The following is a 26,662-nucleotide window of genomic DNA, read 5'->3' on the forward strand; positions in this document are numbered from 1 at the left end:
CGCGTGGAAAGCGCGCGGGAACTTTGCCTGTGAATCAAACGGGCGCATCGCGCCCCGCCACGGGCGGCACGGGCGGTTCCATGAGTTCCTGAAGCAGCGCATCGCGCGCGCTTCGACGGCGCACCCATAGCGCCGTGAGCATCGGCACGAGGATCGCGGTCACGAGGCAGGCAGTGGCGACCATCGCCGTTGCCGCCGGCACGAGCGGCTTGAAACGCGGAATCATCTCGCCGATGATGGCCGGATTCGCCACCGCCGCGCCCGCCGTGGACGAAGCCGCTAGCCCCGCCGCACCGTTGCCGCCCGCAATCAGGCGATCGGCAAGTATCAGCGGAATGCCGGTCACGACGATCACGCCAAGGCCAAGCAACACGCCCGGGATGCCGCTCGTGACGATCACGTTGAGATCGATGCCGTTGCCAAGCGCAAAGCCAAAGAACGGAATGAGCGGATGCACGCAGCGGCCGAACAGTTCGCGCAGATCTCGATCGAGATTGCCTAAGACAAACCCGATCAGAAACGGCAGCACCGCGCCCACGAAAAGCCGCGGCTCGAAAAAGGCCACGCCGGTCGCGCCGAGGATGATCATGCTGACCAGCGGCCCCGACTCCACCGACATCAGCACGAACGCGCCCGCCTCTTCCTTCGTGCCGTATTGCTGCATCACGGCCGCGTAGAGACCGCCGTTGGTCATGTCCATCGAGGTCGTGATGGCGAGCACCGAGAGCCCGGCAAAGAGCCCGGTTTTCACGCCGTCGACGGGAATGAAATGCGCGGCGACCAGCGTGGCGATCCAGGCCACGATCATCTTCGTGACGAGCAGCGTGCCGGACTTGCGCAGCACGGTGCCGGTCGCGCGCAGGTCGATCGTCGCACCCATGCAGAAGAACCACACCGCGAGAATCGGGACGGTGCCGGTGATCAATCCATTGGTGAACGAACCAAAGTACTTGCCAGCGCCTGGCGCGAACGTATGAACACAGGCGCCGAGCAGCAGCGGCACCAGCATCAGGCCGCCTGGTATGCGGTCTATGGCCTTCTTCAGCTTCATGCCTCCTCCGTGGACTTTGCATCCGGTTGCCGGATCGGCACGTTGGCGCGTCCGGCTTTTTTCTCGCGGTGCTCCCTTTCCGGAAACAGGATAGCAGCGTGAAAGGAACGCCGTTCCGATTTTTACGCGGAAAATCATCCGCGTTTACCCGTTAACGATTCACTATTTGGGCAGACCGCTTGCCAAACACGCCATGGCGTCGCAACATTTCCGGACCGATGTTCCGAAAATGTGAATCTGCACTATAGTCCACGAGAGACGGTGCACCGCCCAGCCGATGGGAGACATGGCATGGAAGTCAGACAAAGCCTCAACAGCGAATACGCGAAGACGCTCGACACGGCGGGACTGCGCCGCGAGTTCCTCATCGAACGCGTGTTCGAGCGCGATGCGCTGACGCTCACCTATAGCCACGTGGACCGCATCATCGTGGGCGGCGCGATGCCCGCCACGCGCGCGGTCGAGGTGAGCGCCGCACTCGGCAAAGCGATCGGCGTGAGCTATCTGCTGGAGCGGCGCGAACTGGGCGCGATCAACATCGGCTGCGACGGCTGGGTGGACGTGGACGGCGTGCGCCACACCGTGCGCAACGAGGAAGCGATCTATATCGGCAAGGGCACGCAGGCCGTCGCATTCGGCAGCGACGATCCGGCGCGGCCCGCGAAGTTCTACCTCAACTGCGCGCCCGCGCATACGGCCTATCCCACACGGACCATTTCGCTATCCGAAGCATCGCCGCAAACGCTCGGCGAAGCCGCCACGAGCAACCGGCGCACGATCTACAAGTTCATCGTGCCGGAGGTGCTGCCCACCTGCCAGCTTTCGATGGGCATGACCAAACTCGAACCCGGCAGCCTCTGGAACACCATGCCGTGCCATACGCACGAGCGGCGCATGGAGGTGTACTTCTATTTCAACGTGGCCGACGACGCAGCCGTCTTCCACATGATGGGCGAGCCGCAAGAAACGCGGCACATTCTCGTGCACAACGAACAGGCCGTGATTTCGCCGAGCTGGTCGATCCATTCGGGGGTCGGCACGCGCGCCTATACGTTCGTCTGGGGCATGGTCGGGGAGAACCAGGTGTTCGGCGACATGGACCATCTCGCCGTGCGCGATCTGCGCTGACCCACGCACAGGCATAGACCTACGACACGAGGCCCGCGCACTCATGGCATCCAGTACGTTCAATCCGTTCGATCTCAGCGGTAAGACCGCCATCGTCACGGGCAGCAACACGGGCCTCGGCGCGGGCATGGCGCTCGCGCTCGCGCAGGCGGGTTGCGACATCGTCGGCGTTTGCAGGGGCGAGCCCGGCGACACGCCTGCGCGTGTCGAGGCCCTCGGGCGCCGCTTCGTCGACGTGCGTGCCGATCTCGCTTCGATCGCACCCGTGGAGCACATCGTGCGCGCAGCCGTCGAAGCCTGTGGACGGATCGATATCCTCGTGAACAACGCCGGCGTGATTCGCCGGGAAGACGCCCTCGCCTTCGGCGAAGACGACTGGGACGCCGTCATGGACGTCAACCTCAAGAGCGTGTTCTTTCTCGCCCAGGCGGCCGCGCGCCAGTTCGTCGCGCAGGGCGGCGGCGGCAAGATCATCAATATCGCGTCGATGCTGTCGTTCCAGGGCGGCATTCGCGTGGCCTCCTACACGGCCTCGAAAAGCGGCGTGCTGGGCCTCACACGCCTGCTCGCCAACGAATGGGCTGCGCACGGCATCAACGTCAACGCGATCGCGCCCGGATATATGGCGACCGCCAACACGGCCGCATTGCGCGACGACGCCCAGCGCAACGGCGAGATCCTCGACCGCATTCCCGCTGCGCGCTGGGGCGAGCCGGACGATCTCGCAGGCCCCGTGGTGTTTCTCGCCTCGGCGGCAGCGGATTACGTGCATGGCCATACGCTCGCCGTGGACGGCGGCTGGCTTGCGCGCTAGCACACGCGGCGCGCACAGGACGCGGTATGCTCCCGTCAGAGATTCACATGGACCGGCAACAATGGCAGCGAGCGTGGAAAAAGCGGCAAATTCGGGTAAGGGGCAGCGCAGCGCACAGGAGCGCGCAATGAACGAAATGGACGGCGGCACGGAGAAAGGCGAATCGGTCTCGTCGATCGGCCGCGTGTTTGCGATCCTCGGCGCGCTGGGCGAAAACGGGCCGATCGGCATCAGCGAGCTTTCGCAGCGCCTTGCGCTTTCCAAAACCACCGTGCACCGCGTGCTGCAAACGCTGAAGGCGCTAGGCTACGTCGCGCAGGAAGTCGAAACCGACCGTTATCGTCTGACGATCCGGCTGTTCGAACTCGGCGCGAAAGCGCTCGAAAGCGTCGACCTCGTGCGCGAGGCCGACATCGAGATGCGGCGCATTGCGCAAGCCACGCGCGAAGCGGTTCATCTCGGCGCGTTCGACGAAGACGCGATCATCTACATCCACAAGATCGACTGCGATTACGGCCTGCGCATGCAGTCGCGCATCGGGCGGCGCAATCCGCTGCATAGCACCGCAATCGGCAAGGTGCTGCTCGCGTTCATGCCGCCCGCCGACGCACAGGAAACGCTTTCACATGTGGAATTCAGGAGGTCGACGCAGAAAACGCTCACTTCCGCCGACGCGGTGCTGAACATCCTTCCGCATGTGCGCGAGCAAGGCTACGGCGAAGACAACGAAGAGCAGGAAGAGGGTTTGCAATGCCTGGCCGTGCCGGTGTTCGACCGTTTCGGGCATGTGATCGCCGGCCTCTCGATCTCGTTTCCGACCATGCGCTGCGGTGCGGACACGAAAGCGCACTACGTCGCCTTGCTCAAGCGCGCGGGCGCGGCGATCTCGGCGCGGCTCGGCTATCGCGAGCCGGCCGCGCACGAGCATGCGCCTGCCGAACCCGGTTAGCCCGGCGTCGCGGCGGTCGCCGCCGCGGCCGTCGCGGTGGTCTGCCAGCCGAGGCCCAGGCTCTTCTGCAGCGACACGAAGTCCTTGAGCAAATCGGCCTGGCCCGACACCACGTTCTGCTGCGCGGCGAATTCCGTGCGCTGCGTGTCGAGCAGATCGACGAGGCTCGACGCCCCCGCGCGATAGCGCTGGCGCATGAGCGTCGCGGAACGCTCCGCTGAAACCTGCACCTTCTGCAAGGTCACCAGATGCTCGCGTTGATAGCCATAGCGCGAGAGCGACGCGTTCGCGTCCTGCAGCGCCGCGAGCACGGCCTTTTCGTAATGCGCTTCGGCTTCGTCACGCGAAGCTTGCGCGCCGTGCACCGCGCCCAGCGTGCGCCCGAAGTCGAACACGTTCCACTGCAGATACGGCGCCCCCACCCAGCTGAAATTGCTCTTGCGGAACAGGTGCCCCGGCTCCGCGGCCGAAAAGCCGAGGTCGCCGAACAGCGTGAGCTTGGGCAGGAAGTCCGCCACGTGCTCGCCGATCTGCGCGTTGCTCGAGGCGAGGCGCCGCTCCGCCGCGCGAATATCGGGGCGCTGCGCGAGCATCGTGGTGGGATCGCTCACGGGCACGCTTGCGGGCATCGTGGGCAGCGGCTGCGCCGTTGCCAGTTCCGCGTCCAGCGCGCCTGGCGCCTGGCCGGTGAGCACCGCCAGTTGATCCAGCGATATTTCGACTTGCGCCGCGAGCGGCGTAATCGTCGAGCGCGTGTTTTCCACCTGGGTGGTGAGCCGCTCCACGTCCACCTCGGCCGCCGTGCCGCCCGCGCGGCGCTGCTCGGTGAGCGTGAGCATCTCCTGCTGCAGTTGCGCCGTGCGTTGCGCGATGGCGAGGCGCTGCTGCTCGTCGCGCAGGTCGATGTAGGCTTGCGCGACTTCGGCCGCGAGCGATACCTGGGTGTCCGCAAGATCGGCGTCCACGGCATCGGCCTCATCGCTCGCCGCTTCCACGGCGCGCCGCGTGCCGCCGAACAGGTCGATTTCCCACGAGGCGTCGAAGCCCGCCGTATAGAACGTGATCGGGCCGCCGCCGGAAGAACCACCCTGACCCGAGCTGCTGCTCGACGACGTCAAGGCGCTCAGGTCCGGCTGGCGCATGCGGATCGCCGCCGCGCTCGCGCCGACCTTCGGCAGTTCGGCGGCGCGTTGCTGCTGCAGCTGCGCGCGCGAGGCGCGCAAACGCGCCTGCGCCGCGCGCACATCGGGATTGTGGGCGAGCGCCGCTTCGATCAGCGTGTTCAGTTGCGGGTCGCTCAGCGCAAGCCACCATTGGCTCGGTGCACGCGCGGGCGTCACGCCTTGCGCCGGCGTGCGCAGGAACGAAGCGGCGTTCGCCGCTTCCGGCGCGACGGCCGGTGCGCCGCGATAGTCGGGGCCGACGGTGCAGGCGGCGAGCGCGCAGGCAGCGGCGCACGCGCTCAGCACGGCGTAGGAGATTCGGGAGTAACGGGTTGCCGTCATGAGTCAGTGATAATCTTCAGTGGCCGCCAGACGACGCTTGTGCGCCGGGCTGCGGCTTCTTGAGCAGGAGCGCGAGCGGCACGCACGTCGCCAGCGCGATGCCGAGCACCCAGAATGTTTCGGAGTACGTGATGACCATCGATTGCTGCGTGATCTGCGCCGCGATCTGGCCGAGGGCCTGCATTTGCGAATGCGCCATGTCGCCCGTCTGCGTGAACCAGTTGGCCGCGCTCGCGGCCACACGCTCCTGGCCGATGACCGAATTGGCGCTGAGCGATTCGCGCAGCACGGCCGTATGGAACGCCTCGCGCCGGTCGATGAGCGTGCCGATGATCGCAAGCCCCACCGAGCCGCCCAGATTACGCGCCATGTTGTAGAGACCGGCCGCGTCGCCGGAGTCTTCGCGCGACACCGCCGCCATCGAGGCCTGGTTCAGCGGCATCATCGCGAGCATTTGCGCCACGCCGCGCACGAGCTGCGACCAGACGAAATCGTGACCGACGCTCTGCGCGGTGAGCGAAATGTCGAGCATGCAGCTCAGCGTGAAGAGCAGCAACCCGGACACCACCAGGATGCGAAAATCCACCTTGCCCAGCAAGCGCGGCAGAATCGGCATCACGAGGAACGCGGGCAGCCCCGAAAGCAGCATGATCGCGCCGGACTGCTGCGCGTTGTAGCCGGCAACGAGGCTCAGAAACTGCGGCAGCAGGTACGAAATGCCATAAAGCCCGGCGCCCACCGCGAACACGATGATGATGACGCTCGCGTAGCGCGGATTGCGCATGAGCGACAGACGCAGAATGGGCTTTTTCGCGGTGAACTGCGAAAGCGCGATGAGCGCCATACCCGCGAGCGAGACCCACGTGAGCGTGACGATGAAGCTCGATTCGAACCAGCGTTCGCGCTGGCCCTCTTCGAGCACGACGGTCAGCGAACTCAGGCCCACTGCCAGCCCGGCAATGCCGAGCCAGTCCGCCTTGAGAAAGGCTTCCCAGTGCGGCCGGTCGGGTTCGAGCCCGACCAGAAGCAGCGTGATGAGCGCGAGACACACCGGCAAATTGATGAAGAAGCACCAGCTCCAGCTGATGTTCTCCGCGAGCCAGCCGCCCACCACGGGCCCGAGCAGCGGACCGAGCAGCACGATCAGACCGAACACCGTCATGCCCACGGGCAGCTGCGAAAGCGGCAGTCGCGTGCGGATGATGGTCTGGCCGGTAGGAATCATCGCGCCGCCCGTGAAGCCCTGGCCAATGCGCCCGGCGATCATCATGCCGAGCGTATTCGACCAGCCGCACATCATCGAGAAGGCGATGAAGAGCGCCGAGTTCGCGAGCAGGAAATTTCGCAGTCCGAACACCCGTGTGAGCCACGCGGCGAGCGGAATCATCACGATCTCGGACATCAGATAGCCCGTGGAGATCCACGTGCCCTCGGTGCCCGTCGCGCCAATCTGCCCCTGGATCTGCGGCAGCGCCGAGTTCGTGATGGAAATGTCGAGCGTGGCCATCAACGCGCCAAGCGCACCCGCCGCTACGGCGACCCAGTCGGCCACGCTCGCGCGCTCGCCATGCGGATGCGGCACCGCTGCGCGCGCCGTATTAGCCACGGTGGTTCTCTTGGTCGATACGGCGGTCGTCCTCGCGCGCGGAGCGCGTGTCGACATCGACCGTCACCGACATGCCCGGCAGCAGCACGCCGCGCGTTTCAGGCCCGGTTTCGAGGCGGATGCGCACCGGCACGCGCTGCACGATCTTTGTGAAGTTGCCGGTGGCGTTCTCAGGCGGCAAGAGCGCGAACTGCGCGCCCGTACCCGGCGAGAAGCTGTCCACCACGCCGTGCAGCGTGTGGCCGGGCAGCGCGTCGACGTGCAGCTCCACGGGCTGGCCCGCGCGCATCCGGCCGATCTGCGTTTCCTTGAAGTTCGCCGTGAGGTAGGTGCGCTGCACCGGCACGACGGTCAGCATGCGCGTGCCCGGCTGCACATATTGGCCCACGCGCACGGTGCGGTCACCCACCCGGCCCGCCAGCGCGCTCTTCACCACGGTGTTGTCGAGGTCGAGCTGCGACTGCGCGGCGTTCGCACGCGCCGCCTCGAGCTGCGCGCGCGCCTGCGAGAGCTGCGCGTTCAGCGCCGAGATCTGCGAGCGCGCGGACGTGACGGCGGCTGCGTCGGCGGCGAGCGTGGCTTGCGCCTTGTCGCGTTCGCTCTTGAGTTCGGCAAGCCGTTCGGTCGTTTCCGCACCCGTGGCCGCGAGCGGCGCGTAGCGCGCCACTTCGTCGTTCGCGTGGCGCAGGCTCACCTGGGCGACTTCCTGCTGCGCCTGGGTCTGGGCGACGTTCGCGCGCTGCTGCTCGATCTGCGCCTGCGCATGCTCGATGTCCGCCGTGCGCGCGTCGACGGTGGCCTGCGCCTGGTCGAGCGCCACCTGATACTGCCGCGCGTCGAGCTTCACGAGCGGATCGCCCGCCTTCACGGCCTGGTTGTCGGCCACGTAGACGTCCGTCACATAGCCGCTCACCTTCGGGGCGATCGTCACGCTGTCGGCCTGCAGATAGGCGTCGTCCGTGGATTCGATGAAGCGCCCGACGACCCACCAGTGGCCCAGCCACACCGCCGCGGCGACGAGCGCCGCCAGTCCCAGCAGGATCAGAAGGGTTCGTTTCGCGCCGCTGCGCGCAGGTGCAGCGGCGGCGTCCGGCACGTCGCGTCCGGGCGCGCCTGCAGTCGTAGACATGTTGTTGATTCTCAATTTATTCCAGTCGGCAAAATTATTCCACCTGGAAAAACTGTGTCAAGTGTTATATTTCGCAGGGATACGAAAGGAATTGCATGAGCGAAGGTAAGAAACTGCGACGTTCGCCCGAAGGAGGCTATGCGCGTGGCGACGAGACACGTCGCAAGATCATCGAGGCGGCCATCAGCCTGTTCGGTCAGCACGGCTTCGACGGCGCCTCCACGCGCGACATCGCCGCGCGCGCGGGCGTGAATGCACCGGCGCTGCAGTATTACTTCGAGAACAAGGAAGGCCTCTACCGCGCCTGCGCAGAGTCGATCGCCGACGAATCGTGGCAGTCATTCGAGCCGGCCGTGCAGCGCGCGCGCGTTGCGCTCGCGCGCAATGCGGACACCGAAGCGCTGATCGACGCCTTCATCGACATCCAGTCGGCCGTGGCCGACCGTTCCTTCGTCAAGCAGCACGGGCCGGACCAGCGTCTATTCTTCGCGCGCGAACAGGGCGGCGGCGAACCGGAGATCGGCTCGGAAATCCTGCGCGAGCGCGTACGCTCGCCGCTGAACACCATCAACGTGGAGTTGCTCGAACGCATTACCGGCATGCCGGCCCACGATCCGCTCACCGTGGTGCGCATGTTCAGCCTGTATGGGCAGTTCCTGCTTTTCTTCATCGCGCGACGCACCACGCTCACGATGCTCGGCTGGGACGACATCGACAGAGCAAAGGCCGATTTTCTGAAGGTGAGCATCGCAGAACAGACGCGCGTGCTGCTGCACCACTGGAATCGCGAGCGCGACAAGCACAATCGCTCAACATAACAAGGCACTATTCAGGCGGCTGGCACGATCACGCGGCGCCAGTGGGATACCCTCGCGGCGCCTCTGCGCGCATGTTAGTGTTCGAGCTTCCCTGCCGCATGGAGCTGCCAGCATGTCTCCCCTCGCCGCCGTTGCCAGCATTCTCCTCGCTGTTCTACTCGGGGCCATGAGTCCCGGCCCGAGCTTCGTGCTCGTCGCGCGCAACTCGATCGGTCTCTCGCGCCGCGACGGCGTCGCCACTGCGCTGGGCATGGGCACGGGTGCGATCTGCTTCGCGGGCATCGCGCTCGCCGGGCTCTACACCCTGCTCGCCACCGTTGCCTGGCTGTACGCCGCGCTCAAGATCGCCGGCGGCGCCTATCTGCTCTACATCGCTTCGCGCATCTGGCGCGGCGCGGGTTCGCCCGTCACGGTGAGCAGGACGGCCACACCGGACGAGCGCCCCGGCAAGTCGTACTGGAGCGGCCTGACCACCCAGTTGAGCAACCCGAAAACGGCCATTGCCTACGGCGGCATCTTCGTCGCGCTGCTGCCCCATAACCCGCCGCTGTGGTGCTACTTCGCGCTGCCGCCGCTCGTCTTCGCGATCGAAACCGGCTGGTACACGGTCGTCGCGCTGTGCTTTTCGAGCCAGCGTCCGCGCGATCTTTATCTGCGCGCCAAGAGCTGGATCGACCGCATTGCGGCCGGCGCGATCGCGGCGCTGGGCCTGCGCCTCATTTTTAGCGCCGGGCATCGCGGGATCTGACGTCGCCCCGCCGGACGCGGCCAGGAGGTCGCGCCCGGCGCACCGGATTTTTTTGCGTGCCGCGCTTGACAATCTATCTTCCAGTAGATAAATTGGAACCCATGGATACGAAGTTGACAGTGCGGGAGCAGGTTCTCGACCACGCCATCACGCTCATGATGCTGCGTGGCTACAACGGGTTCAGCTACCGCGACCTGTCCGAGCTGGTGGGCGTGAAAACGTCGAGCATCCACTATTACTTCCCGTCGAAAGACGACCTGGTGCTGGAAGCGGTGAGCCAGTACAGCGGTGAAGTCATGGCGGGATTGCAATCGATCGACGCGGCGCTGCCGGCGCGCGAAAAGCTGGCTACGTACACGCGGCTGTTCGGCAAGACGCTGGGCGACGGCAACCAGATCTGTCTGTGCGGCATGCTGGCCGCCGACATCGAGTCGCTGCCGGAAACCGTGCGCCACGCCGTGCAGGCGTTTTTCCGCGCCAACGAAAACTGGCTGGCCGAGGTGCTGGCTCAAGGCGCGAAAGAAGGCACGCTGGTCGTGAGGGGCAAGCCGGAAAGCTCGGCCCGTACGTTGTTCGCGGCCTTACAGGGCAGCGTGCTGGCGAGCCGGCTGTTCCACACGAAGTCGCGCCTCGAAGATGTCGAAGCCATGTGGCGCGTGGCTCAGTAACGTATTCTTGCCCGTAAAACGGGGCGGCTAGCCGCCTCTTTTATTGGGCCATGAATTCTATCTTCTGATAGATAGCTAGAAAGAGGAGCATCATGAACGTGTTTCGACGGCCGGAAATCTATCTGGTGGTAGATAGAATGCAGAAATTGACGACCGGAAATTCGCAAGCGCTGCTCTTCTGCTGGACCCTGGTGCACAAGGTTGTCGCCTTGCACCACTAAATTGAATGCCGTACTCCCCCGTACCTTCAACGAACCGTCTTTGCTCAAAGGAGCCTGTCATGTCGATCGAAAAAGTCCTCTACCGCGCCGAAGCCAACGTCACCGGCGGCCGCGATGGCCGCGCCGTCATTCCCGCCAGCAACCTGGACCTCAAGCTCACCACGCCGCACGAACTCGGCGGCGCGGGCGGCGACGGCACGAACCCCGAGCAGCTGTTCGCCGCGGGCTACAGCGCTTGCTTCATCGGCGCGATGAAGTTCGTCTCGGCGCGCGACAAGATTGCCCTGCCCGCCGATGTCTCGATCACCGGCAATGTCGGCATCGGCCAGATTCCGAATGGCTTCGGCATTGAAGTCGAACTGAAGATTTCGCTGCCCGGCATGGATCGCGCGGCCGCGCAGGCCCTCGTCGACAAGGCCCATATCGTGTGTCCGTATTCGAACGCCACGCGCGGCAACATCGACGTGACGCTCACCATCGTCTAAGCCGCGAGCCGCATGCAGCACAAGTCGAGGGCCGCTATAAGCGGCCCTCGGCTTATTCGCCGGCCGCTCACGCAGCCTGAGCGTCGCGCGCGAGTCCGGCCATGAGGCCGCTTGCGCGCTGCACCTTGGCGAGCACCGCGCGATCGAGCACGGAACGCCCCTCGGGCATCGCGAGCGTGAGAAACGAACGCGCACGCGTAATGCCGGTGTAGACGAGTTCTCGCGTAAGAATGGGGCTGTACGTATCGGGCAGCACGAGCGCCGCGTGGGTGAACTCCGAGCCCTGCGATTTGTGGACGGTGAGCGCGAACACCGTCTCCACGCCCTGCAGCCGGCTCGGCGACACCCACTTCACGCCGCCCGAGCCGTCGCCGGCCGGGAAGGCCACGCGCAGCACGGGCGGCTCGCCCGCTGCAACGGGCAGGTCGAGCGCGATGCCGATATCGCCGTTCATGAGCCCAAGCTCGTAGTCGTTGTGCATGACGAGCACGGGCCGGCCCGCGTACCAGTCGCCGTGCGGGTCGATGAGCCCTTCTTCGTGCAACAGGCGCGCCACGCGGCGGTTCAAACCTTCGACGCCCCACGGACCGCGCCGCAGCGCGCACAGCAATTGAAACGCGCCATGCGCCTTGAGCACGCCAGCGGCCCAGCCGGACAGTGCTTCGGGCGTCGCGCCGGGCTCGGGCCGGGTCGAGCGCATCGTTTCGAGGTAGTGGCGGTAGCCCAGGCGCTGCGATTGCGCGGCGCTGTGTTCGCCCACGCGGCCATCGACGATCAGCGAGCGCAACGGGCCGTCATCGTCGGCGGGACACACGAGGCGCGCGAGATCCTCGTAACCGCGCGACCAGATCTTCGCGACCCCCACGGCATCGCCCATGTTGACGAGTTCGGCCAGTGCGCCGATGCCACTCTCCGATGCGAAGCGATGGCTCTCGCGCAGCATCGCGATGGCCTGGTCGAGCGGCAGGCCGTGCGCGTCGAGCATGGCCGCGTCGATGCGCTCGCCCGTGGCCGCTTCGAGCCACGCCCGCGACGCCTGCGTGTAGTGCCCTTCGCGCGCGCGGTCGCACAATTCGCCCAGCACCGCCCCGGCCTCGACCGAGGCAAGCTGGTCCTTGTCGCCGAGCAGGATGAGACGCGCGGAGGACGGCAGCGCGTCGAGCACGGCGGCCATCATTTCGAGGTCGACCATCGAGGCTTCGTCGATCACGAGCACGTCCACGGGCAGCGGATTCGCGGCGTCGTGCCTGAAGCGCCGGCTGCCGGGCCGCGTGCCGAGCACGCGATGCAGCGTGGTCACGACGGTCGGAATCGCATTGCGCAGCGCCACGGCATCGACGTGCGCCTGCAGTGCATCGAAGGGCAGCCGCTCCACCGCGCCCGCGATCGATTCGTTCAAGCGCGCCGCGGCCTTGCCGGTGGGCGCGGCAAGCCGGATGCGCAGGGGCCGCGCGGCACGCGTTCCCTGCCCCGCACGACCGAGCGCGAGTGTCTGCAGGAGTGCCAACAGTCTCACGACCGTCGTCGTCTTGCCCGTGCCCGGCCCGCCCGTGACGATGCTGAACGCGCTGCGCGCGGCGAGCGCGCACGCGAGCTTCTGCCAGTCGGCGGCGCGCGCAGCTTGACCGGCTCCTGGCTCGCCGTTACGCGGCGCGAACAGCGCGTCGAGCGCCGCGTGCGCGACGTCGAGCGGCAACGCGGCTTCAAGCTGTGCCGCGCGTGTGAGCCGGCGCTCGATGCCCTCCCGCACGTCCTGCTCGTATTGCCAGTAGCGCCGCAAATAGAGCCGTGTGTCCGCAAGCACGAGCGGCGCATTGCCTTGTGCCACATCGGCAATCGCCGTCTCCTCGCTTACGAGATCGGGCACCGCGAGCGCTGCGCGCCACTGCGCGAGTGTCACGCCCGCGAGCACTTCGGCAGGCGGCTGCGCCGGCACCGCGGCCAGCATTTGCGGCCCGTCGGGCGGCAGGGACAGCGCGAACGCCGGATCCTCCAGCGTGGCCTTCAGGTCGAGACACACATGACCGCGCCCAAGCTGATGGCTCGCAAGCGCGGCCGCCAGCAGCAGCAACGGCGGACTGTGCGGCGCTTCCGTCCACAAGAAGCGTGCGAACGCGGCATCGAGCGTACGGAGCCAGCCGCGCTCGACCCAATTGTCGAGCACGCCGAGCATCTGCGCGGCCGTTTCGCGCGCGGCGCCCAGCCTCGGTTCCGGCGCGGCGTCCGGCATGTCCAGATGCTCGAACAGATCGCCGGTGAGGCCGTCCTGCCCTTTCGTGCGGCGCCTCGTCATGCCACATCCTCCAGCGCGTTGCGACGCGCAAAGAGCGCGTCGAGTCGTTCGATCAGCTCGCGCGGCGGCCGCTCGCAATGCAGCCCCTGCCCCGGCGCGCGGCCGCCGCGCAGGAACAGATACACGGCACCGCCCACGTGGCGGTCGTAGTCGTAATCGGGCAGGCGCGACTTGAGCAGGCGGTGCAGCGCGAACAGATAGAGCACGTATTGCAGTTCGTAGCGCGAATGCAGGATCTGCGCGCGCATTTTCGCGCTCGTGTAGGACGCATCGTCGGGGCCGAGCCAGTTCGACTTGTAGTCGGCCACGTAATAGCGGCCTTCGTGTTCGAACACGAGATCCATGAAGCCCTTGAGCATGCCGTTGAGCGTGGCGGCGTCGAGCGCGGGGCGCGCCTCGCCGTCCAGCGTGAATTCGGTGACGAGCGCGTCGATTGCGAGCGTATCGACGGCATGCGCCGTGACCCAGAACTCCAGTTCGGCCATATACGCGCCGGGTTCGAACGCTGCGAACGCCACGGGCGCCACGCGCTCGCCTTCGATGTCCGGCAGACGCAGCGGCGTGCGCACGAGTTCCAGCATCCACGCCGTGAGCGTCTCGATCCAGTGCGACCAGCCGCGCACGCTGCAGCGGCGCGCGACCATGTCGCGCACGCGCGCTTCGTCCTGCGCGATTTCGGCGAAGCCTTCGTTGGCGGCCCATTCCATCAGTTCGTGCAGGAAGGTGCCCGCATCCGCGCCGCGCTCGAACCCGTGCATCGGCGCAAGCGCCGGTGCGACGAGTGCCTCGCCGACGCTTGCGTATGCCTCGTCGTCCTCGGGCGGCACGCTCGCGTCGAGCAGTTCGAGGAACACGTCCTCGCTGCGCGTGTCGGGTGCGCCGCGCGCATCGTCCGCTTCGACAGGAACGCCCGAGCCGATCGACGTTTCGAGCGTCTTCAGGCTCGAATAGCTCGCGATCCACCAGCGTTCGCGCTCGCGATGCGCGAGCGTGCGCGCCTCGCCGCGCGCGGCGCCGGTGTCGCGCAGCGCGAGCACGTCGCGGCGCGCTTCGGGAGCGGGCGCGACGGCGATGTCCGCGCACGAGCCACGCAAGGTTTCGAGAAATGCTTCGGTTTCCTCAGCAGAAATGGCCGCGCCGCCGCCCAGCAGATAACCGAACGCGCTCGCCTCGACGCCCTGCACCGGTCCATAGCCGACCCAGGTCGCGTAACGCGCGCGCGTCAGTGCGACGTAGAGCTTGCGCAGATCTTCGCCGAGGCGCTCGCGATCGGCCTGGCGCAGCACGTGCGCGTCGGCTTCGAGCGTGACGCGCAATTCGCCTTCTTCGTCGTGCCACTTGAACGGCACGTCGTCGGGCTTGACGGCGCGGTGCGCGCACGCGAACGGCAAAAACACGAGCGGATATTCGAGGCCCTTCGATTTGTGAATCGTCACCACCTGCACGAGTCCCGCATCGCTTTCCAGACGCAACTGGCGCGCGTCGCCCCCGCCGCCCGCGCTTTCGTCTTCGCGCTGCTCGTCGAGATAGCGGATCAGCGCGTGCTCGCCGTCGAGCTGCGTGCTCGCCTGTTGCAGCAGTTCAGCGAGATGCAGCAGGTTGGTGAGCGCGCGCTCGCCATTGAGCCCTGCGCCAGCCGCCTCGCCAAGCAAGCGCTGCGGCATGTGAAAGTCGTTGAACAAGCGGCGCAACATCGGCAGAACGCCCTTCCTGCGCCAGCATTCGCGGTACTCGCGGAACTGCAGCACGCGCGACTCCCACGCGATCTCGTCGTGCCCGAGCCGGTCGAGTTCGGCCCATGCGAGCCCGAGTGTGGGCGTCGCGAGCGCCGTGCGCACGAGGCGGCCGTCGTCGGGCTCGGCACAGGCAGCGAGCCAGAAGCGCAGTTCTTCGGCCTGCGGCGTCTGGTACACCGAGTCGCGATCCGAGAGATAGACGCTGCGCACGCCGCGCGCGGCCAGCGCTTCGCGTATCGCCTGCGCCTCGCTGCGGTTGTTGACGAGCACCGCCATGTCGGCGGGCTGCAACGGCCGCATGCCGCGTTCGCCCGAGAAACCCGCGGCTTGCTCCTGGCCGAGATTGAGCAGGCGCACCATCTCGGTCGCGCAGCTGCCGGCCATGCCCGCGAGATACGCGCCCTTGCTGAGCGGCTTGCCATCCGCCGCAGGCGGCATCCACCAGACGTTGAGCGCGGGCAGCGCCGCACCGGCGGCAACCAGCTTCTCGGGCCGTCCATGCGCATCGGCAACCACGAACGGCAACGCGTTTTCGCGTCCATCAGGGCTGCGAAACAAAAACGCACCGCTGCCCTCGGGCCGCGACTCCGCCGCCTCGAAGCAACGGTTCACCGCCTCGACCATCGCGCGCGTCGAGCGGAAATTCTTCTTGAGCGTATAGAGCCGCCCTTCGCAGGCGCGGCGCGCGCGCAGATAGGTGTAAATGTCTGCGCCACGAAACGCGTAGATCGCCTGCTTCGGATCGCCGATCAGGATGATTGCCGTTTCGGTGTCGTGTTCGGCGATACGATAGACCGCATCGAAGATCTGGTACTGAACCGGGTCGGTGTCCTGAAACTCGTCGATCAGCGCGACCGGGTACTGCTTGCGGATGATTTCCGCGAGACGCGGGCCGTTCTCCCGCTGCAGCGCCGCGCGCAGCCGCGTGAGCAGATCGTCGAAGCCCATTTGCGAGCGGCGCGCCTCCTCTTCCTCGAAGCGCTTCGCCACCCAGCGCGCCGCGTGGCACAGCAGGTCCTGTTTCGCCTCGGGCGGCGAAGCGAGCGACTCGCGCATGCGTTCCATCGCCACGAAGGCCGCATGCCCGGGCGGCTCGCCCTTCACCCAGATCTCGGCGAGGCCCGCGGGCGTGAGGCGCGTCCACACGGCCGCCTTGTCGTCGAAGCCCGGATGCGCGGATTCGGGATCGTTGGCCCAGTCGCGCAGCTTGCCGATCCATGTTTCGCCGTGCTTCGAATTGAGCTTTCTGGCGTCGAACTGTTTCGCCGCGCGCGCCGCGTTGAGCAACGCCTCGACCTCGTCGATCCAGACGCGCCACGGCGCCTTCAGCGTTTCGAGTTCGTCGCGGGCGCGCTTGCGGGCGTCTGCTAGTGCCGCGTCGGGGTCGCATGCATCGGGCAAAAGCTCGGCGTGCGCGAGCAGCCCGCGTATCGCACTGTGCAATTCGTCGGGACTCGCGAACCATGCCCTCACTTCAGCGGCGCTCGCCGCGTCGAGGGGCGCCATGAAGGTGCGCCAGTAGTCGCGCACGACTTCCGCGCGCAATTCTGTCTGGTCGGTTTCGAGCGTCTGCGAAAAGAGGCTGTCGCTGTCGAACGCGTGCTCGCTCAGCATGCGGTTGCACCAGCCGTGGATCGTCGAGACCGCGGCCTCGTCCATCCATTCGGCCGCCAGTTGCAGGCGGCGTGCGCACGCGGGCCACTGCTCCGGCGAATAGTCCTCACGCAGGTCGTGCAACAGGTCTTCTCCCGGCTCGCGTCCGGGCACGTCTTCAGGCTCGACGCGGAAGCATTCGGCGGCTTCGATGAGGCGCGCGCGAATGCGCTCGCGCAGTTCCTTCGTGGCCGCATCGGTAAACGTCACGACGAGAATTTCGGGCGGCGTGAGCGCCCGTCCCGCCGTGCGCGCCTCGCCATCGAAATCGGCTTCGTCGCTTGCTGCGTTGAGCGCGCCGTGCCCCAGCACGAGGCGCACGTACAGCATGGCAATCGTGAAGGTCTTGCCCGTGCCCGCGCTCGCTTCGATCAGGCGGCTGCCGTAAAGCGGAAAGCGCAGCGGCTCCAGGACTTGTGCGTCCATATTCCCGAGCGGATTCATGCCGTCCCTCCTGCGTCGCTCGAGGCCCGCTTCGTACGCGACGACGCGAGCGGCGCGCGGCTTACCGGCAGCAGCAGCGTCGTGGCGAGCGTGATGAAATCGTCGTCGGCGACGAGCGCGTCGAAAGCGGGGAAAGCGCGGCGCAAATACGCATTCGTCTCGCGCTCGCCGGGCGTGCGGCCATTGCCCTCGTAGACCGCGCGTGCGGCTTCCCACGCTTCGGCAGGCACCATCGCGCGCGTGCCGTCGAATGGATCGGGCAACTTGCGCAGCCATGCGAACGCGGTCCTCACCGCGAGCGGCAAGGGCCGGCGCGCACCGTTGTCCCATGCGGCCAGCAGCGCGAGCAGATAGTCGCGCGCAACCTGCGCGTCGAGCGGCGCGAACTCCGCCACGCCCACCTTGCTCACGATCACCGTGGTCACCGGCCCGGCCGCAATCTGTGCGGCCACGTGCGCGACCCAATACGGCACGAGACGGTCGCTCCGATAGCGGCTGTCCTTCACGAGCGTGCCCGGCTCCAGAATCACGCGGCCGAGTGCGCCGTCCGGACCCGCACGTAAATCGTCGAGCCAGTCGTCGAGCGCAACGATGCGGCCTTCCAGCGTCGCATCGAGACGGATTTCGTATTGACGCTCGAGCGGCTCGGGCCAGCGCGCGAGCGCCTTGCGATATTCGGCGAACAGCTCGGGCATGGGCGCGAGCAGTTCTTCGCCGATCACCTCGCCAAAGCCGCCGGTCGCGAGGTCGCCGCTGCGATGCATGCGCTCGAGGCGCGCAAGCGCGGCCGGTTCGAGATCGTCTTCGCCGCGCTCCATCGCCATGACCTGCGCGCGGATCAGTTCGCCCTGGAGTTGCCACGCCTGCAACGCGTCCACCTCGAAGGGCTCGTGATTTTCGCTCGCCGCGTCTTCGCTTTCGAAGGCCACGCGCAAACGCTGCCGGAAGAAGCTGCGAACCGGCTCGCGCAGGAATTCGCCGAGTTCGCGAATCGACAGCGGCTCGTCGCGTTCAGTCGGCGCGAGGACTTCCGCGTTCGCTTCAACCGCAGGCCGCACCTGTGCGGGTTTGCCCCACTCGTGCGCATACGTGTAGAGCGTCGCCTCTTCCGGCCGCGGCGGAAAATAGTCCGGGCTGAACGGCTGCAGTCGATGCTCGATCGTCAACGCGTCGAGCAGCGCTTCGCCATCGTTGTCTTCGTTGCCTTCGTTGCCTTCGAGCCGCCAGCCGGCCTTGAGATGATCGCGCAACTGTCCGACCAGCACGGAGGGCGGGCGCGGCGTGTTGTCGGTCACGCTGCGCCCGATCCACGAAACATGCAGATGGTCGCGCGCCGAGAGCAGCGCTTCAAGGAACAGATAGCGGTCGTCTTCGCGGCGCGAGCGGTCGCCGGGACGATAGTCGCGGCGCATGAGGTCGAAGTCGAGCGGCGTGCGGCTGCGCGGGTAGTCGCCGTCGTTCATGCCGAGCAGGCACACGCGCCGGAACGGAATCGCCCGCATCGGCATGAGCGTCGCGAAGGTCACCGCGCCCGCGAAGAAGCGCTGCGAGAGGCCGCCGCCTTCGAGCGCCGCGAGCCAGTTCTCCGCGACGATGGCGAGCGGCAAGGTCTGCGCGAGCGCGGCTTCATCGCAGGCCTCGCGCCACGTTTCGAGCGCGCCGTCGAGGCGGTCGAGCGTGTAGGCGTCTTCGTCCTGCGCCGCGAAAAAGGCCGCCTTCAACGCGCGCAGACGCTCGCACCACGCTTCCACCGTGGCCGGTTCGCGCAGCGTGCGCCACGCGTGGTCGAGCGCATCCACGAGGCGCGTGAGCGGGCCCAGCAACGCGGCGTCGAGCCCGCCGATCTCGCTGTACGGCTCGATGCCGCGCCATGCGCCCGCACGCTCGCCCGCGGCGTAGCCCAGCAGCATGCGCCGCAAACCGAACGCCCAGCTGTTGGGTGCGCTCAGTTCGTCGGCCTGGGGGAGCCCGAGGCTCGCGCGCTGGCCCGCATGCAGGCCCCAACGGATATTCGCGCCGTCGATCCAGTTGCGCAGCGTGGGAACGTCTTCGGCGTCGATGCCAAAGCGCGCACGCACGGCCGGCACTTCGAGCAGGTCGAGCACGTCGCTCACCGTCACGCGCGAGTACGGCAGCGCAAGCAGCATTTCCAGCGCGCCGATGAGCGGGTCGAACGCGCGCTGCGCGCGGTCGGCCACGCTGAACGGAATGCTGCGCGGATCGTTGCCGTCGAGCAGGCCGAACACGGCCTGGATATGCGGCGCGTAGACCTCGATGTCGGGCACCATCACGATCACGTCGCGCGCACGCAATGTGGGGTCCGCCGCGAACGCGGCGAGCAGGCGGTCGTGCAGGATCTCCACTTCGCGCTGCGCACTATGCGCGATGTGAAAGCGAATCGATTCGTCCTCCTGCGCATTGACTGGTTCCCAGTGCTCGCGCGTCTCGCCGAGCGGCCGCAGATCGCGAATGTCGTCCTGCAACTGCGAGAGCAGCGTGAGCGCGTCTTCGCCGTCGAACAGATCGATACGCTGGCCGATGCGCGTGAAATGCGGCGTGTACGTCTCGCGCGCTTCGTCGCTATCGTATTCGTCGAGCAGGCCGATAAAGTCGCGCCCCTGCTTGCCCCAGGCCGCGAGCAACGGCTGGGAATGCAGATGCAGCTGCGCCTCGTCGAGCTGGTCGGGCGCGCCCGCGCGGCGGCGCTGGCGCGCGTGGCGTGCGCGCAGCAGGTCCTGGTCGGCCACGATGTCGGCCCAGTAATGCATGCAGGGGTTATGCACGCACATCAGCACCTGGCTCCAGCGCGCGAGCGCCGCGAGGACTTCCACCGACTGGCGCGCGAGGCTCGAAATGCCGAACACCACGAGCCGGCGCGGCAGGCCTTTCGGCCGGGCGTCGCCCTCCTGCCATGACTGCGCGCGCGCCATGAACGCTTCGTGCACGGCGGCGCGCCCCGTGTCGCGCAAGCCGATGCCGTCTTGCGCCTGCGCGCCCACGTCCGCGAGCAGCGCTCGCCACAGCGCCGCCTGCCAGCGCGCCTCCTCGGGCAACGGCACGCGCGCGTTGCGCGCATCGATCAGCACGTCCTCGTTCGCGGCCCACGCGGCGAGCCAGTCCGCGCGATAGACCTGGTACTGGTCGAGCAGATCCGCCACGCGCTGCGCGAGCTGGAAGCACTTGCGCTGGTCCTCGTCGTTGGCCATGAAGCGCTTGAGCGGCTGATAGCCCGGCTCGTCGAGCAGTGCCGGCAGCATACGCATGAGACGCCAGACGAGGCGCGACTTGTCGAACGGCGAGACCGCGGGCACCGCGTCGTTGCCGAGCACGGCGCGATACACCTGCCACAGGAAACGCGACGGCAGCGACATTTCGAACGCCGCCGCGATCCCGCAGCCGCCCTCCTCGGGATCGGCGGCAAACGCGAGCTTGAGCCACTGCGCGATGCCGTTGCTCTGCACGAGGAACATTTCCTTTTCGAGCGGCGCGATCGGGTTCTGGCCGATCCAGCTCACGATCAGGTCGCGCATCCGCTCGGGCTGATTGCCGTGAACGAGCATCAGCCCGGTGGGCAGGTCGCGCGCGCTCAAGCGAGGCTCCGGCGCGCCTGACACGCGTTGCGCGCGGATTGGGCAGATGGGGCGAGGAAGCGGAGAAAAAGGATTGCGGCCATGTCGCCTGTTCGTGTTTGGTGCCGGTACGTGCGGTACGCGCCGGTACTTGCCGATACGAATGGCGCAGGCGGCATTGCGCCTGCGCGATGCGACAGTTTACGACAATCGGGACCGCGGCGAGCGCCGCATTCGCGCGCAGGCCGCGGTGTTGGCACCGGCAGGCACGGCCTAGCCCAAACGCTTGCCCGTCGCCGGATCGAAGAAATGCAGGCGCGCCGGCGGCAAGTGCACCGCCAGCCGCTCGCCGGGCGCGGGCCGCGTTTCGTGCGGCAGACGCACCACCACATCCGCGCTGCCCCAGCGGCCGTGCGCGAGGTTGTCCGCGCCGAGCAGCTCACAGGTCTCGACCTCGAGCGTGACGGGCTCGTTGGCGCCGCGCGCGTGCATATGCTCGGGCCGCACGCCCAGCACGCAATCGGCGCCCTTCGGCAGCCAGGCCGGCGCATCGCCAAGCGGCAGATGCGGCCCGTTGCCCGCCATTTCGAAGCGCCGGCCGTCGTCGCTCACGCGCCCGCGCAGCAGGTTCATGGCCGGCGAGCCGATGAAGCTCGCCACGAACATCGAAGCGGGCCGGTCGTACACCTCGCTGGGCGTGCCGATCTGCTCCGCGCGCCCGCCGTTGAGCACCATCACGCGCTGCGCGAGCGTCATCGCCTCGATCTGGTCGTGCGTGACGTAGAGGCTCGTCGTACGCAGGCGCGCATGCAGACGCTGGATTTCCAGGCGCATCTGCACGCGCAGCTTCGCGTCGAGGTTCGAGAGCGGCTCGTCGAACAGGAACACCGAAGGCTCGCGCACGATCGCGCGGCCCATCGCCACGCGCTGGCGCTGGCCGCCCGAAAGCTCGCGCGGCTTGCGCTCCAGCAGCTTGCCCAGTTCCAGGATTTCGGCGGCGGCCGCCACGCGCGAGTCGATCGTCGTGCGGTCGAGCCCCTGCAGCTTGAGGCTATAACCCATGTTGCGCGCGACCGTCATGTGCGGATAAAGCGCGTAGTTCTGGAACACCATGGCGATGTCGCGATCCTTGGGCTCCACGCGATTGACCACTTTCTCGCCGATGGCGATTTCGCCCGACGTAACGGTCTCCAGCCCCGCGACCATGCGCAGCAGCGTGGACTTGCCGCAGCCCGACGGGCCGACGAGCACCATGAATTCGCCGTCCGCCACCTGCACGTCGATGCCGTGCAACACCTGTTGCGCGCCGTCGTACGACTTCGTGACGCCCCGTATGCTCAATGCCGCCATGCCGTCCCCCGAATTGCATTCATGCTTATTTCTCCACATCCACGAGGCCGCGCACGAACCAGCGCTGCATGGCCAGCACCACCACGAGCGGCGGCAGCATGGCGATCATCGTCGCGCACATCACGAGATGCCATTGCGTGGCCGCGTCGCCGCTCGAAATCATGCTCTTGATGCCCACCACGGCGGTCGTCATCGAAGCCGTGCTCGACATGAGAATCGGCCACAGATACTGGTTCCAGCCGTAAATGAACGTGATGACGAACAGCGACGCGATGTTCGTTTTGGAAAGCGGCAGCACCACGTCCCAGAAGAACCGCAGCGGCCCCGCGCCGTCGATACGCGCGGCCTCGATCAGCTCGTTGGGAAGCGTGAGGAAGAACTGGCGGAACAGAAACGTGGCCGTGGCCGAGGCGATGAGCGGCAGCGTGAGGCCCGCGTAGGTGTTCGTGAGATGCAGTGTGGCCGCGACTTGCACCGTGGGGAAAATGCGCACTTCCACGGGCAGCATGAGCGTCACGAAGATCAGCCAGAACGCGAGACGCCGGAACGGGAAGCGGAAGAACACGATCGCGTAGGCCGAGATGATCGAAATAGCGATCTTGCCCACCGAAATCACGAGCGCCGTGATGACGCTGTTCATGAGCATCGCGCCGAACGGGCTCGCCGCGCTGCCCGTGCCCACGTTCCACACGGTGGCCATGTTCGCGAACAGATGGGTGCCCGGCACGAGCGAGAGCGGCACCGAGAAGACTTCTTTCTCGTTCATCGTGGCGGCGCAAAACGCCACGTACACAGGAAAGGCCACCACCGCCACACCGAGCAGCAGCATGATGTGGCAGAACAGGTTGAAGTATTTGCGGTTCTCGACCATCAGTACTGCACCCGTCGTTCGATAAAGCGGAACTGGAAGATCGTAAGCGCGGTCACGATCAGCATCAGCACGACCGATTGCGCGCCCGAGCTGCCGATGTCGAGCCCGCGAAAGCCTTCGTCGAAGATCTTGTAGACGAGCGTGCGCGTGGCCTGGCCAGGCCCGCCGCCCGTAGCCGCATCGATCACGGGGAAGGTGTCGAAGAGCGCGTAGACCACGTTCACCACGAGCAGAAAGAAGCTCGTGGGCGAAAGCAGCGGGAACGCAATGCCGAAGAAGCGCCGCACCGGGCCCGCGCCGTCGATGGCGGCCGCCTCGAAAAGCGATTGGGGAATCGACTGCAGGCCCGCGTAGAAGAACAGGAAGTTATAGCTGATCTGCTGCCAGACCGATGCGATCACAACGAGCGTCATGGCCTGGCCGGGGTTGAGCGCGTGATTCCACGTCACGCCGAAGCGTGCAAGCGCGAAAGTCACGAGGCCGATACTCGGGTTGAACAGAAAACCCCACAACACGGCGGCAATGACGGGCGCGACCGCATACGGCCAGATGAGAAACGTTTGATAAAAGCGCTTGCCGCGCGTCACATGGTGCGCCATGGCTGCCAGCAGCAGCGAAATGGCGAGGCCGCCGAACGTGACGAGCGCCGTAAACACGAGCGTCGTCTGGACCGAAGCCAGATAGAGCGGATCGCGCAGGAGCCGCGTGAAGTTGGCGAAGCCGACGAAGACCGACGACGTGCCGAAGGCGTCCTGCGCCTGGGTGGACTGCAGGAGCGCCACCCCGGCCGGCCACAGGAAAAAGATCACGGTCACCGCAAGCTGCGGGCCGACGAGCAGGTACGGCAGCAGGCTCGCCCCAAAACGGGAGCGTTGTTCCATTGCGTCACTCTCCTCGAGTGGCGGCGTTCGGACGGGCGCGAACACCGGTTGACGCGGCTTGTTGATCGAATTGAGCCGCCTCATGGGCGGCGCCGCGTTCGCATTCTAGCCGAGACGCGTGACGATGCGGATCAAAGCGCGGACCAAAGCGCGGGACTGGAGGCCGCGCTGGGGTGCCGGGGGCGGGGTTGACGGAGGGAGGCATCGGGCGATCGGGCTGCGGGGCGTGTTGATCCGGCGCGCAGCGTATCCCGATCGCGAACATAGCGGGGACGTCACCGCCCCCTGACTTCATCGTTCGACTGGCCGCTCAGGCGAGCGCCGCGGCGGCGAATTTGCCCATGTCGGTGGCGGGATCGCGCAGCGCATCAAGGTCGAGCTTCACGCCCTTGCCCACGAGCTTCTTGCCGCACAGGAAATCGGGCATCGAATTGACGGCGTCGACCGCGAGCAGCACGCGCTCCTTCAGGTAGTACACCGCGAAGCGCCGCGCGGCAGGGTCGCCGCGCACGATCGCCTCGTCATAGCCTTCGAGCAGGCCCACCGTCTGCAGCTTGAGGTCGTACTGATCGGACCAGAACCACGGCGCGTCGCACGCGGGGCGCGGCTTGCCGACGATCGCGGCGGCCGCGAGCTTCGCCTGCTCCACCGCGTTGTGCACGCTTTCCAGCCGCCCCGCGCGGCCATAGTGCGCAAGCGGCCGGTGCGCGCAATCGCCGATCGCGAAGACGTCCGGGTCGCTCGTGCGCGCGTCGTCGTCCACCTGAATGCCGTTGGCGCACGTGATGCCCGCCGCTTTCGCGAGCGCCTCGTTCGGCAGGATGCCGATGCCGACCAGCGCGAGCGTGGCGGGTACGATCTCGCCGTCCGCGAGCTTCACGCCGGTGAGCTTGCCGCCCTCGCCCACGAGCGCCTCGATCTTCGCGTTCAGGCGCAGTTCCACACCCTGCGCGCGATGCTCGTTCGCGTAGAAGGTGGAAACGGTCTCGCCCGTCACGCGGCCCAGCACGCGCGGCGCGGCTTCGAGCACCGTGACCTCGTGGCCGAGCTGGCGCGCCGCCGCTGCCGCTTCGAGGCCGATATAACCGGCGCCGATCACCACGAGCTTCTCGCCCGGCTTCACGCGCTCGCGCAGCACGTCGGCGTCGGCGAGCGAGCGCAGCGCGATCACGCCGGCGAGATCGTGGCCCGGCACCGTCAACGCGCGCGGCGTCGAGCCGGTGGCGAAAATCAGCTTGTCGTATTGAAGCTGGCTGCCGTCGGCGAGCGTGAGCGTGCGGCTCGCGCGGTCGAGCGACTGCGCGCTCGCGCCGAGCTTCAGCTCGATGCGCTGCTCGTCGTAGAACGCGCGCGGTTTGAGCCACAGGCGCTCGACGTCGGCCTCGCCCTTCAAATAGGCCTTGCTGAGCGGCGGCCGGTGATAAGGGGGCACCGGTTCTTCACCGACCAGCACGACGCGGCCGCCAAACCCATATTGCCGCAGCAGCGCCGCGGCGTTGCCGCCCGCGTGCCCTGCCCCAACGATCACCACCGTGCTGCCGTCTTCTTGCATGTCCGCTCCCGCCTTTCCCGCTTGCTACACGTTAATTGATTCGTCGCGCGCATCGGCGGCCACGACTCATACGCGCGCCTCAACGCTCGCGCCAATGACCCGCCCGCGCCTTCCGCCGCGCCAGGATCGAGATCATCTCACGGTTCGCACGGGCACGCCGCGCTAATCGAAGGCGCGGTCGTTCGGCGCAGCATAGAGCGCGCGCAGTTGTTCGCTCATCGGAAACTCGAAATTCACGCCCTTGGGCGGCACCGGCTTCTCGAACCACTTCGCGTACATCGCATTGATTTCGCCGCTCTTCATGAGCGCCGCCATCGTGTCGTTCACGAGTTGCCGGAACTCCGGGTCGCCGTTTCGCATCATGAAGGCGTAGGCTTCCGACGATTGCGGCGTGCCCACGATCACCCATTCGGAGGGCTTCGCCGTGAGCGAGCGCGTGCCGGCGAGCAGCACGTCGTCCATCATGTAGGCGACTGCGCGTCCCGATTCGAGCGTGGCGCGTCCCTCGCCATAATCGCGCGCGCTGATGATGCGCATGTTCATCTGCTTGTCGATGTTCATGCGCCGCAAGATGCGCTCGGACGTCGTGCCCTGGTTCGTGAGCACCGTCTTGCCCGCGAGATCGGCGAAGTCGTGAATGCCCGAGTCCTTGCGCGTGAGCAGGCGCGTGGTCGCGACGAAGAACGTATTGGAGAAGCTCACCTGGGCCTGGCGCGCCTTCAGGTTCGTCGTGACGCCGCACTCCAGGTCCACCGTGCCGTTCTGCACGAGTGGAATACGGTTTTGCGAAGTGACGGGAATGAAACGCACCTGCAGGTTCGGGCGCTTCGTCCTGAGCTTGACGGCGTCGATCACCTTGTCGCAGATGTCCTGCGAAAAGCCGATCACCTGGTTGTCGCCGATCACGTAAGAGAACGGCACCGAAGTCTCGCGATAACCAATGGCGATGATGTTCGCCGAGCGGATCTTCTCGAGCGTAGGCTGCGCGACCTGGGCGGCCGCCGGCTGCAGCAGCGAGAGCCATGGCGCGATGGCCCAGCAAGCCAGCGACAATAGCTTCAGTCGGTTCATGGGTCGTTCCTCGTCGTCACGCTTCGTCTCTCGCCGTTATTTTGCGCGGTCGAAGCATACATTTGTCGCCACAATCGATCGTCGCGCAACATGCGGGAAATACCAGGGTGTCCCGAGATG

The 26,662-nt window shown here is 66.7% G+C and carries 19 protein-coding genes; 7 read left to right on the plus strand and 12 right to left on the minus strand.

The window, feature by feature from the left end:
• Positions 1–34: 34 nt before the first annotated feature.
• A complete protein-coding gene (gene kdgT / locus A3CW_RS0125780; protein ID WP_028206135.1) occupies positions 35–1,051 on the minus strand; it encodes a 2-keto-3-deoxygluconate transporter in 1,017 nt (338 codons plus the stop codon).
• Positions 1,052–1,342: 291 nt separating this feature from the next.
• Between kdgT and kduI the strand changes: the two genes are divergently transcribed.
• The 3 genes from kduI to kdgR all read left to right on the plus strand — a co-directional run bounded on the left by kduI (position 1,343) and on the right by kdgR (position 3,942).
• The gene (kduI, locus tag A3CW_RS0125785) at positions 1,343–2,179 is read left to right on the plus strand and encodes a 5-dehydro-4-deoxy-D-glucuronate isomerase (RefSeq protein WP_028206136.1); all 837 of its coding nucleotides are present in this window, start codon (positions 1,343–1,345) and stop codon (positions 2,177–2,179) included.
• Between the two features lie 43 nt (positions 2,180–2,222).
• Positions 2,223–2,993 (plus strand): 2-dehydro-3-deoxy-D-gluconate 5-dehydrogenase KduD, encoded by a 771-nt coding sequence (kduD, locus tag A3CW_RS0125790; protein ID WP_028206137.1) that lies wholly within the window; start codon positions 2,223–2,225, stop codon positions 2,991–2,993.
• A gap of 127 nt (positions 2,994–3,120) precedes the next feature.
• Positions 3,121–3,942, plus strand: a complete 822-nt coding sequence (gene kdgR, locus A3CW_RS0125795; RefSeq protein WP_245623741.1) for a DNA-binding transcriptional regulator KdgR — start codon at positions 3,121–3,123, stop codon at positions 3,940–3,942.
• Here the strand turns inward: kdgR and A3CW_RS0125800 are convergent.
• Genes A3CW_RS0125800 through A3CW_RS0125810 form a run of 3 tightly spaced genes read right to left on the minus strand, consistent with a single transcriptional unit; the run spans position 3,939 to position 8,182 of the window.
• Positions 3,939–5,447 carry an efflux transporter outer membrane subunit gene (locus A3CW_RS0125800; protein WP_051481715.1) on the minus strand — a complete coding sequence of 503 codons (1,509 nt, stop codon included), beginning with the start codon at positions 5,445–5,447 and terminating at the stop codon, positions 3,939–3,941. The two genes, kdgR and A3CW_RS0125800, sit on opposite strands and share 4 nt — an antisense overlap.
• A 16-nt stretch (positions 5,448–5,463) precedes the next feature.
• Positions 5,464–7,110, minus strand: coding sequence for an MDR family MFS transporter (locus A3CW_RS0125805; protein ID WP_081771809.1), 1,647 nt, complete (start codon positions 7,108–7,110; stop codon positions 5,464–5,466).
• Entirely contained in the window at positions 7,046–8,182 is a 1,137-nt protein-coding gene (locus A3CW_RS0125810) for an HlyD family secretion protein (protein WP_028206141.1), read from the minus strand. The genes A3CW_RS0125805 and A3CW_RS0125810 overlap by 65 nt, the downstream gene beginning before the upstream one ends.
• Positions 8,183–8,277: 95 nt before the next feature.
• On the opposite strand from A3CW_RS0125810, the gene A3CW_RS47645 reads away from it, so the two are divergent.
• From A3CW_RS47645 to A3CW_RS0125835, 4 genes are all read left to right on the plus strand, one after another.
• Positions 8,278–9,000 (plus strand): CerR family C-terminal domain-containing protein, encoded by a 723-nt coding sequence (locus tag A3CW_RS47645; RefSeq protein WP_035513948.1) that lies wholly within the window; start codon positions 8,278–8,280, stop codon positions 8,998–9,000.
• 112 nt (positions 9,001–9,112) lie between these two features.
• Entirely contained in the window at positions 9,113–9,748 is a 636-nt protein-coding gene (locus A3CW_RS0125820; protein WP_028206142.1) for a LysE family translocator, read from the plus strand.
• Positions 9,749–9,849: 101 nt separating this feature from the next.
• Complete coding sequence (locus A3CW_RS0125825) at positions 9,850–10,416, plus strand: TetR/AcrR family transcriptional regulator (RefSeq protein WP_028206143.1); 567 nt, start codon at positions 9,850–9,852, stop codon at positions 10,414–10,416.
• Positions 10,417–10,696: 280 nt separating this feature from the next.
• Entirely contained in the window at positions 10,697–11,122 is a 426-nt protein-coding gene (locus A3CW_RS0125835; protein WP_028206144.1) for an organic hydroperoxide resistance protein, read from the plus strand.
• Positions 11,123–11,189: 67 nt separating this feature from the next.
• On the opposite strand, the gene recD is transcribed toward A3CW_RS0125835, so the two are convergent.
• The 8 genes from recD to A3CW_RS0125880 form a co-directional block, all read right to left on the minus strand.
• Complete coding sequence (gene recD, locus A3CW_RS0125840) at positions 11,190–13,415, minus strand: exodeoxyribonuclease V subunit alpha (protein WP_081771810.1); 2,226 nt, start codon at positions 13,413–13,415, stop codon at positions 11,190–11,192.
• Positions 13,412–17,248 carry an exodeoxyribonuclease V subunit beta gene (recB, locus tag A3CW_RS0125845; protein ID WP_028206146.1) on the minus strand — a complete coding sequence of 1,279 codons (3,837 nt, stop codon included), beginning with the start codon at positions 17,246–17,248 and terminating at the stop codon, positions 13,412–13,414. The genes recD and recB overlap by 4 nt, the downstream gene beginning before the upstream one ends.
• Complete coding sequence (gene recC / locus A3CW_RS47650) at positions 17,245–20,838, minus strand: exodeoxyribonuclease V subunit gamma (RefSeq protein ID WP_245623742.1); 3,594 nt, start codon at positions 20,836–20,838, stop codon at positions 17,245–17,247. The genes recB and recC overlap by 4 nt, the downstream gene beginning before the upstream one ends.
• A gap of 252 nt (positions 20,839–21,090) precedes the next feature.
• The gene (locus A3CW_RS0125860; protein ID WP_028206147.1) at positions 21,091–22,167 is read right to left on the minus strand and encodes a sn-glycerol-3-phosphate import ATP-binding protein UgpC; all 1,077 of its coding nucleotides are present in this window, start codon (positions 22,165–22,167) and stop codon (positions 21,091–21,093) included.
• A gap of 25 nt (positions 22,168–22,192) precedes the next feature.
• The gene (gene ugpE, locus A3CW_RS0125865) at positions 22,193–23,038 is read right to left on the minus strand and encodes a sn-glycerol-3-phosphate ABC transporter permease UgpE (RefSeq protein WP_028206148.1); all 846 of its coding nucleotides are present in this window, start codon (positions 23,036–23,038) and stop codon (positions 22,193–22,195) included.
• Positions 23,038–23,919 carry a sn-glycerol-3-phosphate ABC transporter permease UgpA gene (gene ugpA / locus A3CW_RS0125870; protein ID WP_028206149.1) on the minus strand — a complete coding sequence of 294 codons (882 nt, stop codon included), beginning with the start codon at positions 23,917–23,919 and terminating at the stop codon, positions 23,038–23,040. Before ugpA ends, ugpE begins: the two co-directional genes overlap by 1 nt.
• Positions 23,920–24,229: 310 nt before the next feature.
• Positions 24,230–25,471, minus strand: a complete 1,242-nt coding sequence (locus tag A3CW_RS0125875; protein ID WP_028206150.1) for an NAD(P)/FAD-dependent oxidoreductase — start codon at positions 25,469–25,471, stop codon at positions 24,230–24,232.
• Positions 25,472–25,633: 162 nt separating this feature from the next.
• Entirely contained in the window at positions 25,634–26,542 is a 909-nt protein-coding gene (locus A3CW_RS0125880) for a glutamate/aspartate ABC transporter substrate-binding protein (RefSeq protein ID WP_035513953.1), read from the minus strand.
• Positions 26,543–26,662 lie beyond the last annotated feature (120 nt).

The sequence above is a fragment of the Paraburkholderia nodosa DSM 21604 genome, assembly GCF_000519185.1.
GTDB lineage: Bacteria > Pseudomonadota > Gammaproteobacteria > Burkholderiales > Burkholderiaceae > Paraburkholderia > Paraburkholderia nodosa.

Bases quoted from the DNA above. Each gene is read 5' to 3' on its own strand.
- kdgT (WP_028206135.1), bottom strand. From the start codon at position 1,051: ATGAAGCTGAAGAAGGCCATAGACCGCATACCAGGCGGCCTGATGCTG.
- kduI (WP_028206136.1), top strand. From the start codon at position 1,343: ATGGAAGTCAGACAAAGCCTCAACAGCGAATACGCGAAGACGCTCGAC.
- kduD (WP_028206137.1), top strand. From the start codon at position 2,223: ATGGCATCCAGTACGTTCAATCCGTTCGATCTCAGCGGTAAGACCGCC.
- kdgR (WP_245623741.1), top strand. From the start codon at position 3,121: ATGAACGAAATGGACGGCGGCACGGAGAAAGGCGAATCGGTCTCGTCG.
- A3CW_RS0125800 (WP_051481715.1), bottom strand. From the start codon at position 5,447: ATGACGGCAACCCGTTACTCCCGAATCTCCTACGCCGTGCTGAGCGCG.
- A3CW_RS0125805 (WP_081771809.1), bottom strand. From the start codon at position 7,110: ATGTCGACACGCGCTCCGCGCGCGAGGACGACCGCCGTATCGACCAAG.
- A3CW_RS0125810 (WP_028206141.1), bottom strand. From the start codon at position 8,182: ATGTCTACGACTGCAGGCGCGCCCGGACGCGACGTGCCGGACGCCGCC.
- A3CW_RS47645 (WP_035513948.1), top strand. From the start codon at position 8,278: ATGAGCGAAGGTAAGAAACTGCGACGTTCGCCCGAAGGAGGCTATGCG.
- A3CW_RS0125820 (WP_028206142.1), top strand. From the start codon at position 9,113: ATGTCTCCCCTCGCCGCCGTTGCCAGCATTCTCCTCGCTGTTCTACTC.
- A3CW_RS0125825 (WP_028206143.1), top strand. From the start codon at position 9,850: ATGGATACGAAGTTGACAGTGCGGGAGCAGGTTCTCGACCACGCCATC.
- A3CW_RS0125835 (WP_028206144.1), top strand. From the start codon at position 10,697: ATGTCGATCGAAAAAGTCCTCTACCGCGCCGAAGCCAACGTCACCGGC.
- recD (WP_081771810.1), bottom strand. From the start codon at position 13,415: ATGACGAGGCGCCGCACGAAAGGGCAGGACGGCCTCACCGGCGATCTG.
- recB (WP_028206146.1), bottom strand. From the start codon at position 17,248: ATGAATCCGCTCGGGAATATGGACGCACAAGTCCTGGAGCCGCTGCGC.
- A3CW_RS0125860 (WP_028206147.1), bottom strand. From the start codon at position 22,167: ATGGCGGCATTGAGCATACGGGGCGTCACGAAGTCGTACGACGGCGCG.
- ugpE (WP_028206148.1), bottom strand. From the start codon at position 23,038: ATGGTCGAGAACCGCAAATACTTCAACCTGTTCTGCCACATCATGCTG.
- ugpA (WP_028206149.1), bottom strand. From the start codon at position 23,919: ATGGAACAACGCTCCCGTTTTGGGGCGAGCCTGCTGCCGTACCTGCTC.
- A3CW_RS0125875 (WP_028206150.1), bottom strand. From the start codon at position 25,471: ATGCAAGAAGACGGCAGCACGGTGGTGATCGTTGGGGCAGGGCACGCG.
- A3CW_RS0125880 (WP_035513953.1), bottom strand. From the start codon at position 26,542: ATGAACCGACTGAAGCTATTGTCGCTGGCTTGCTGGGCCATCGCGCCA.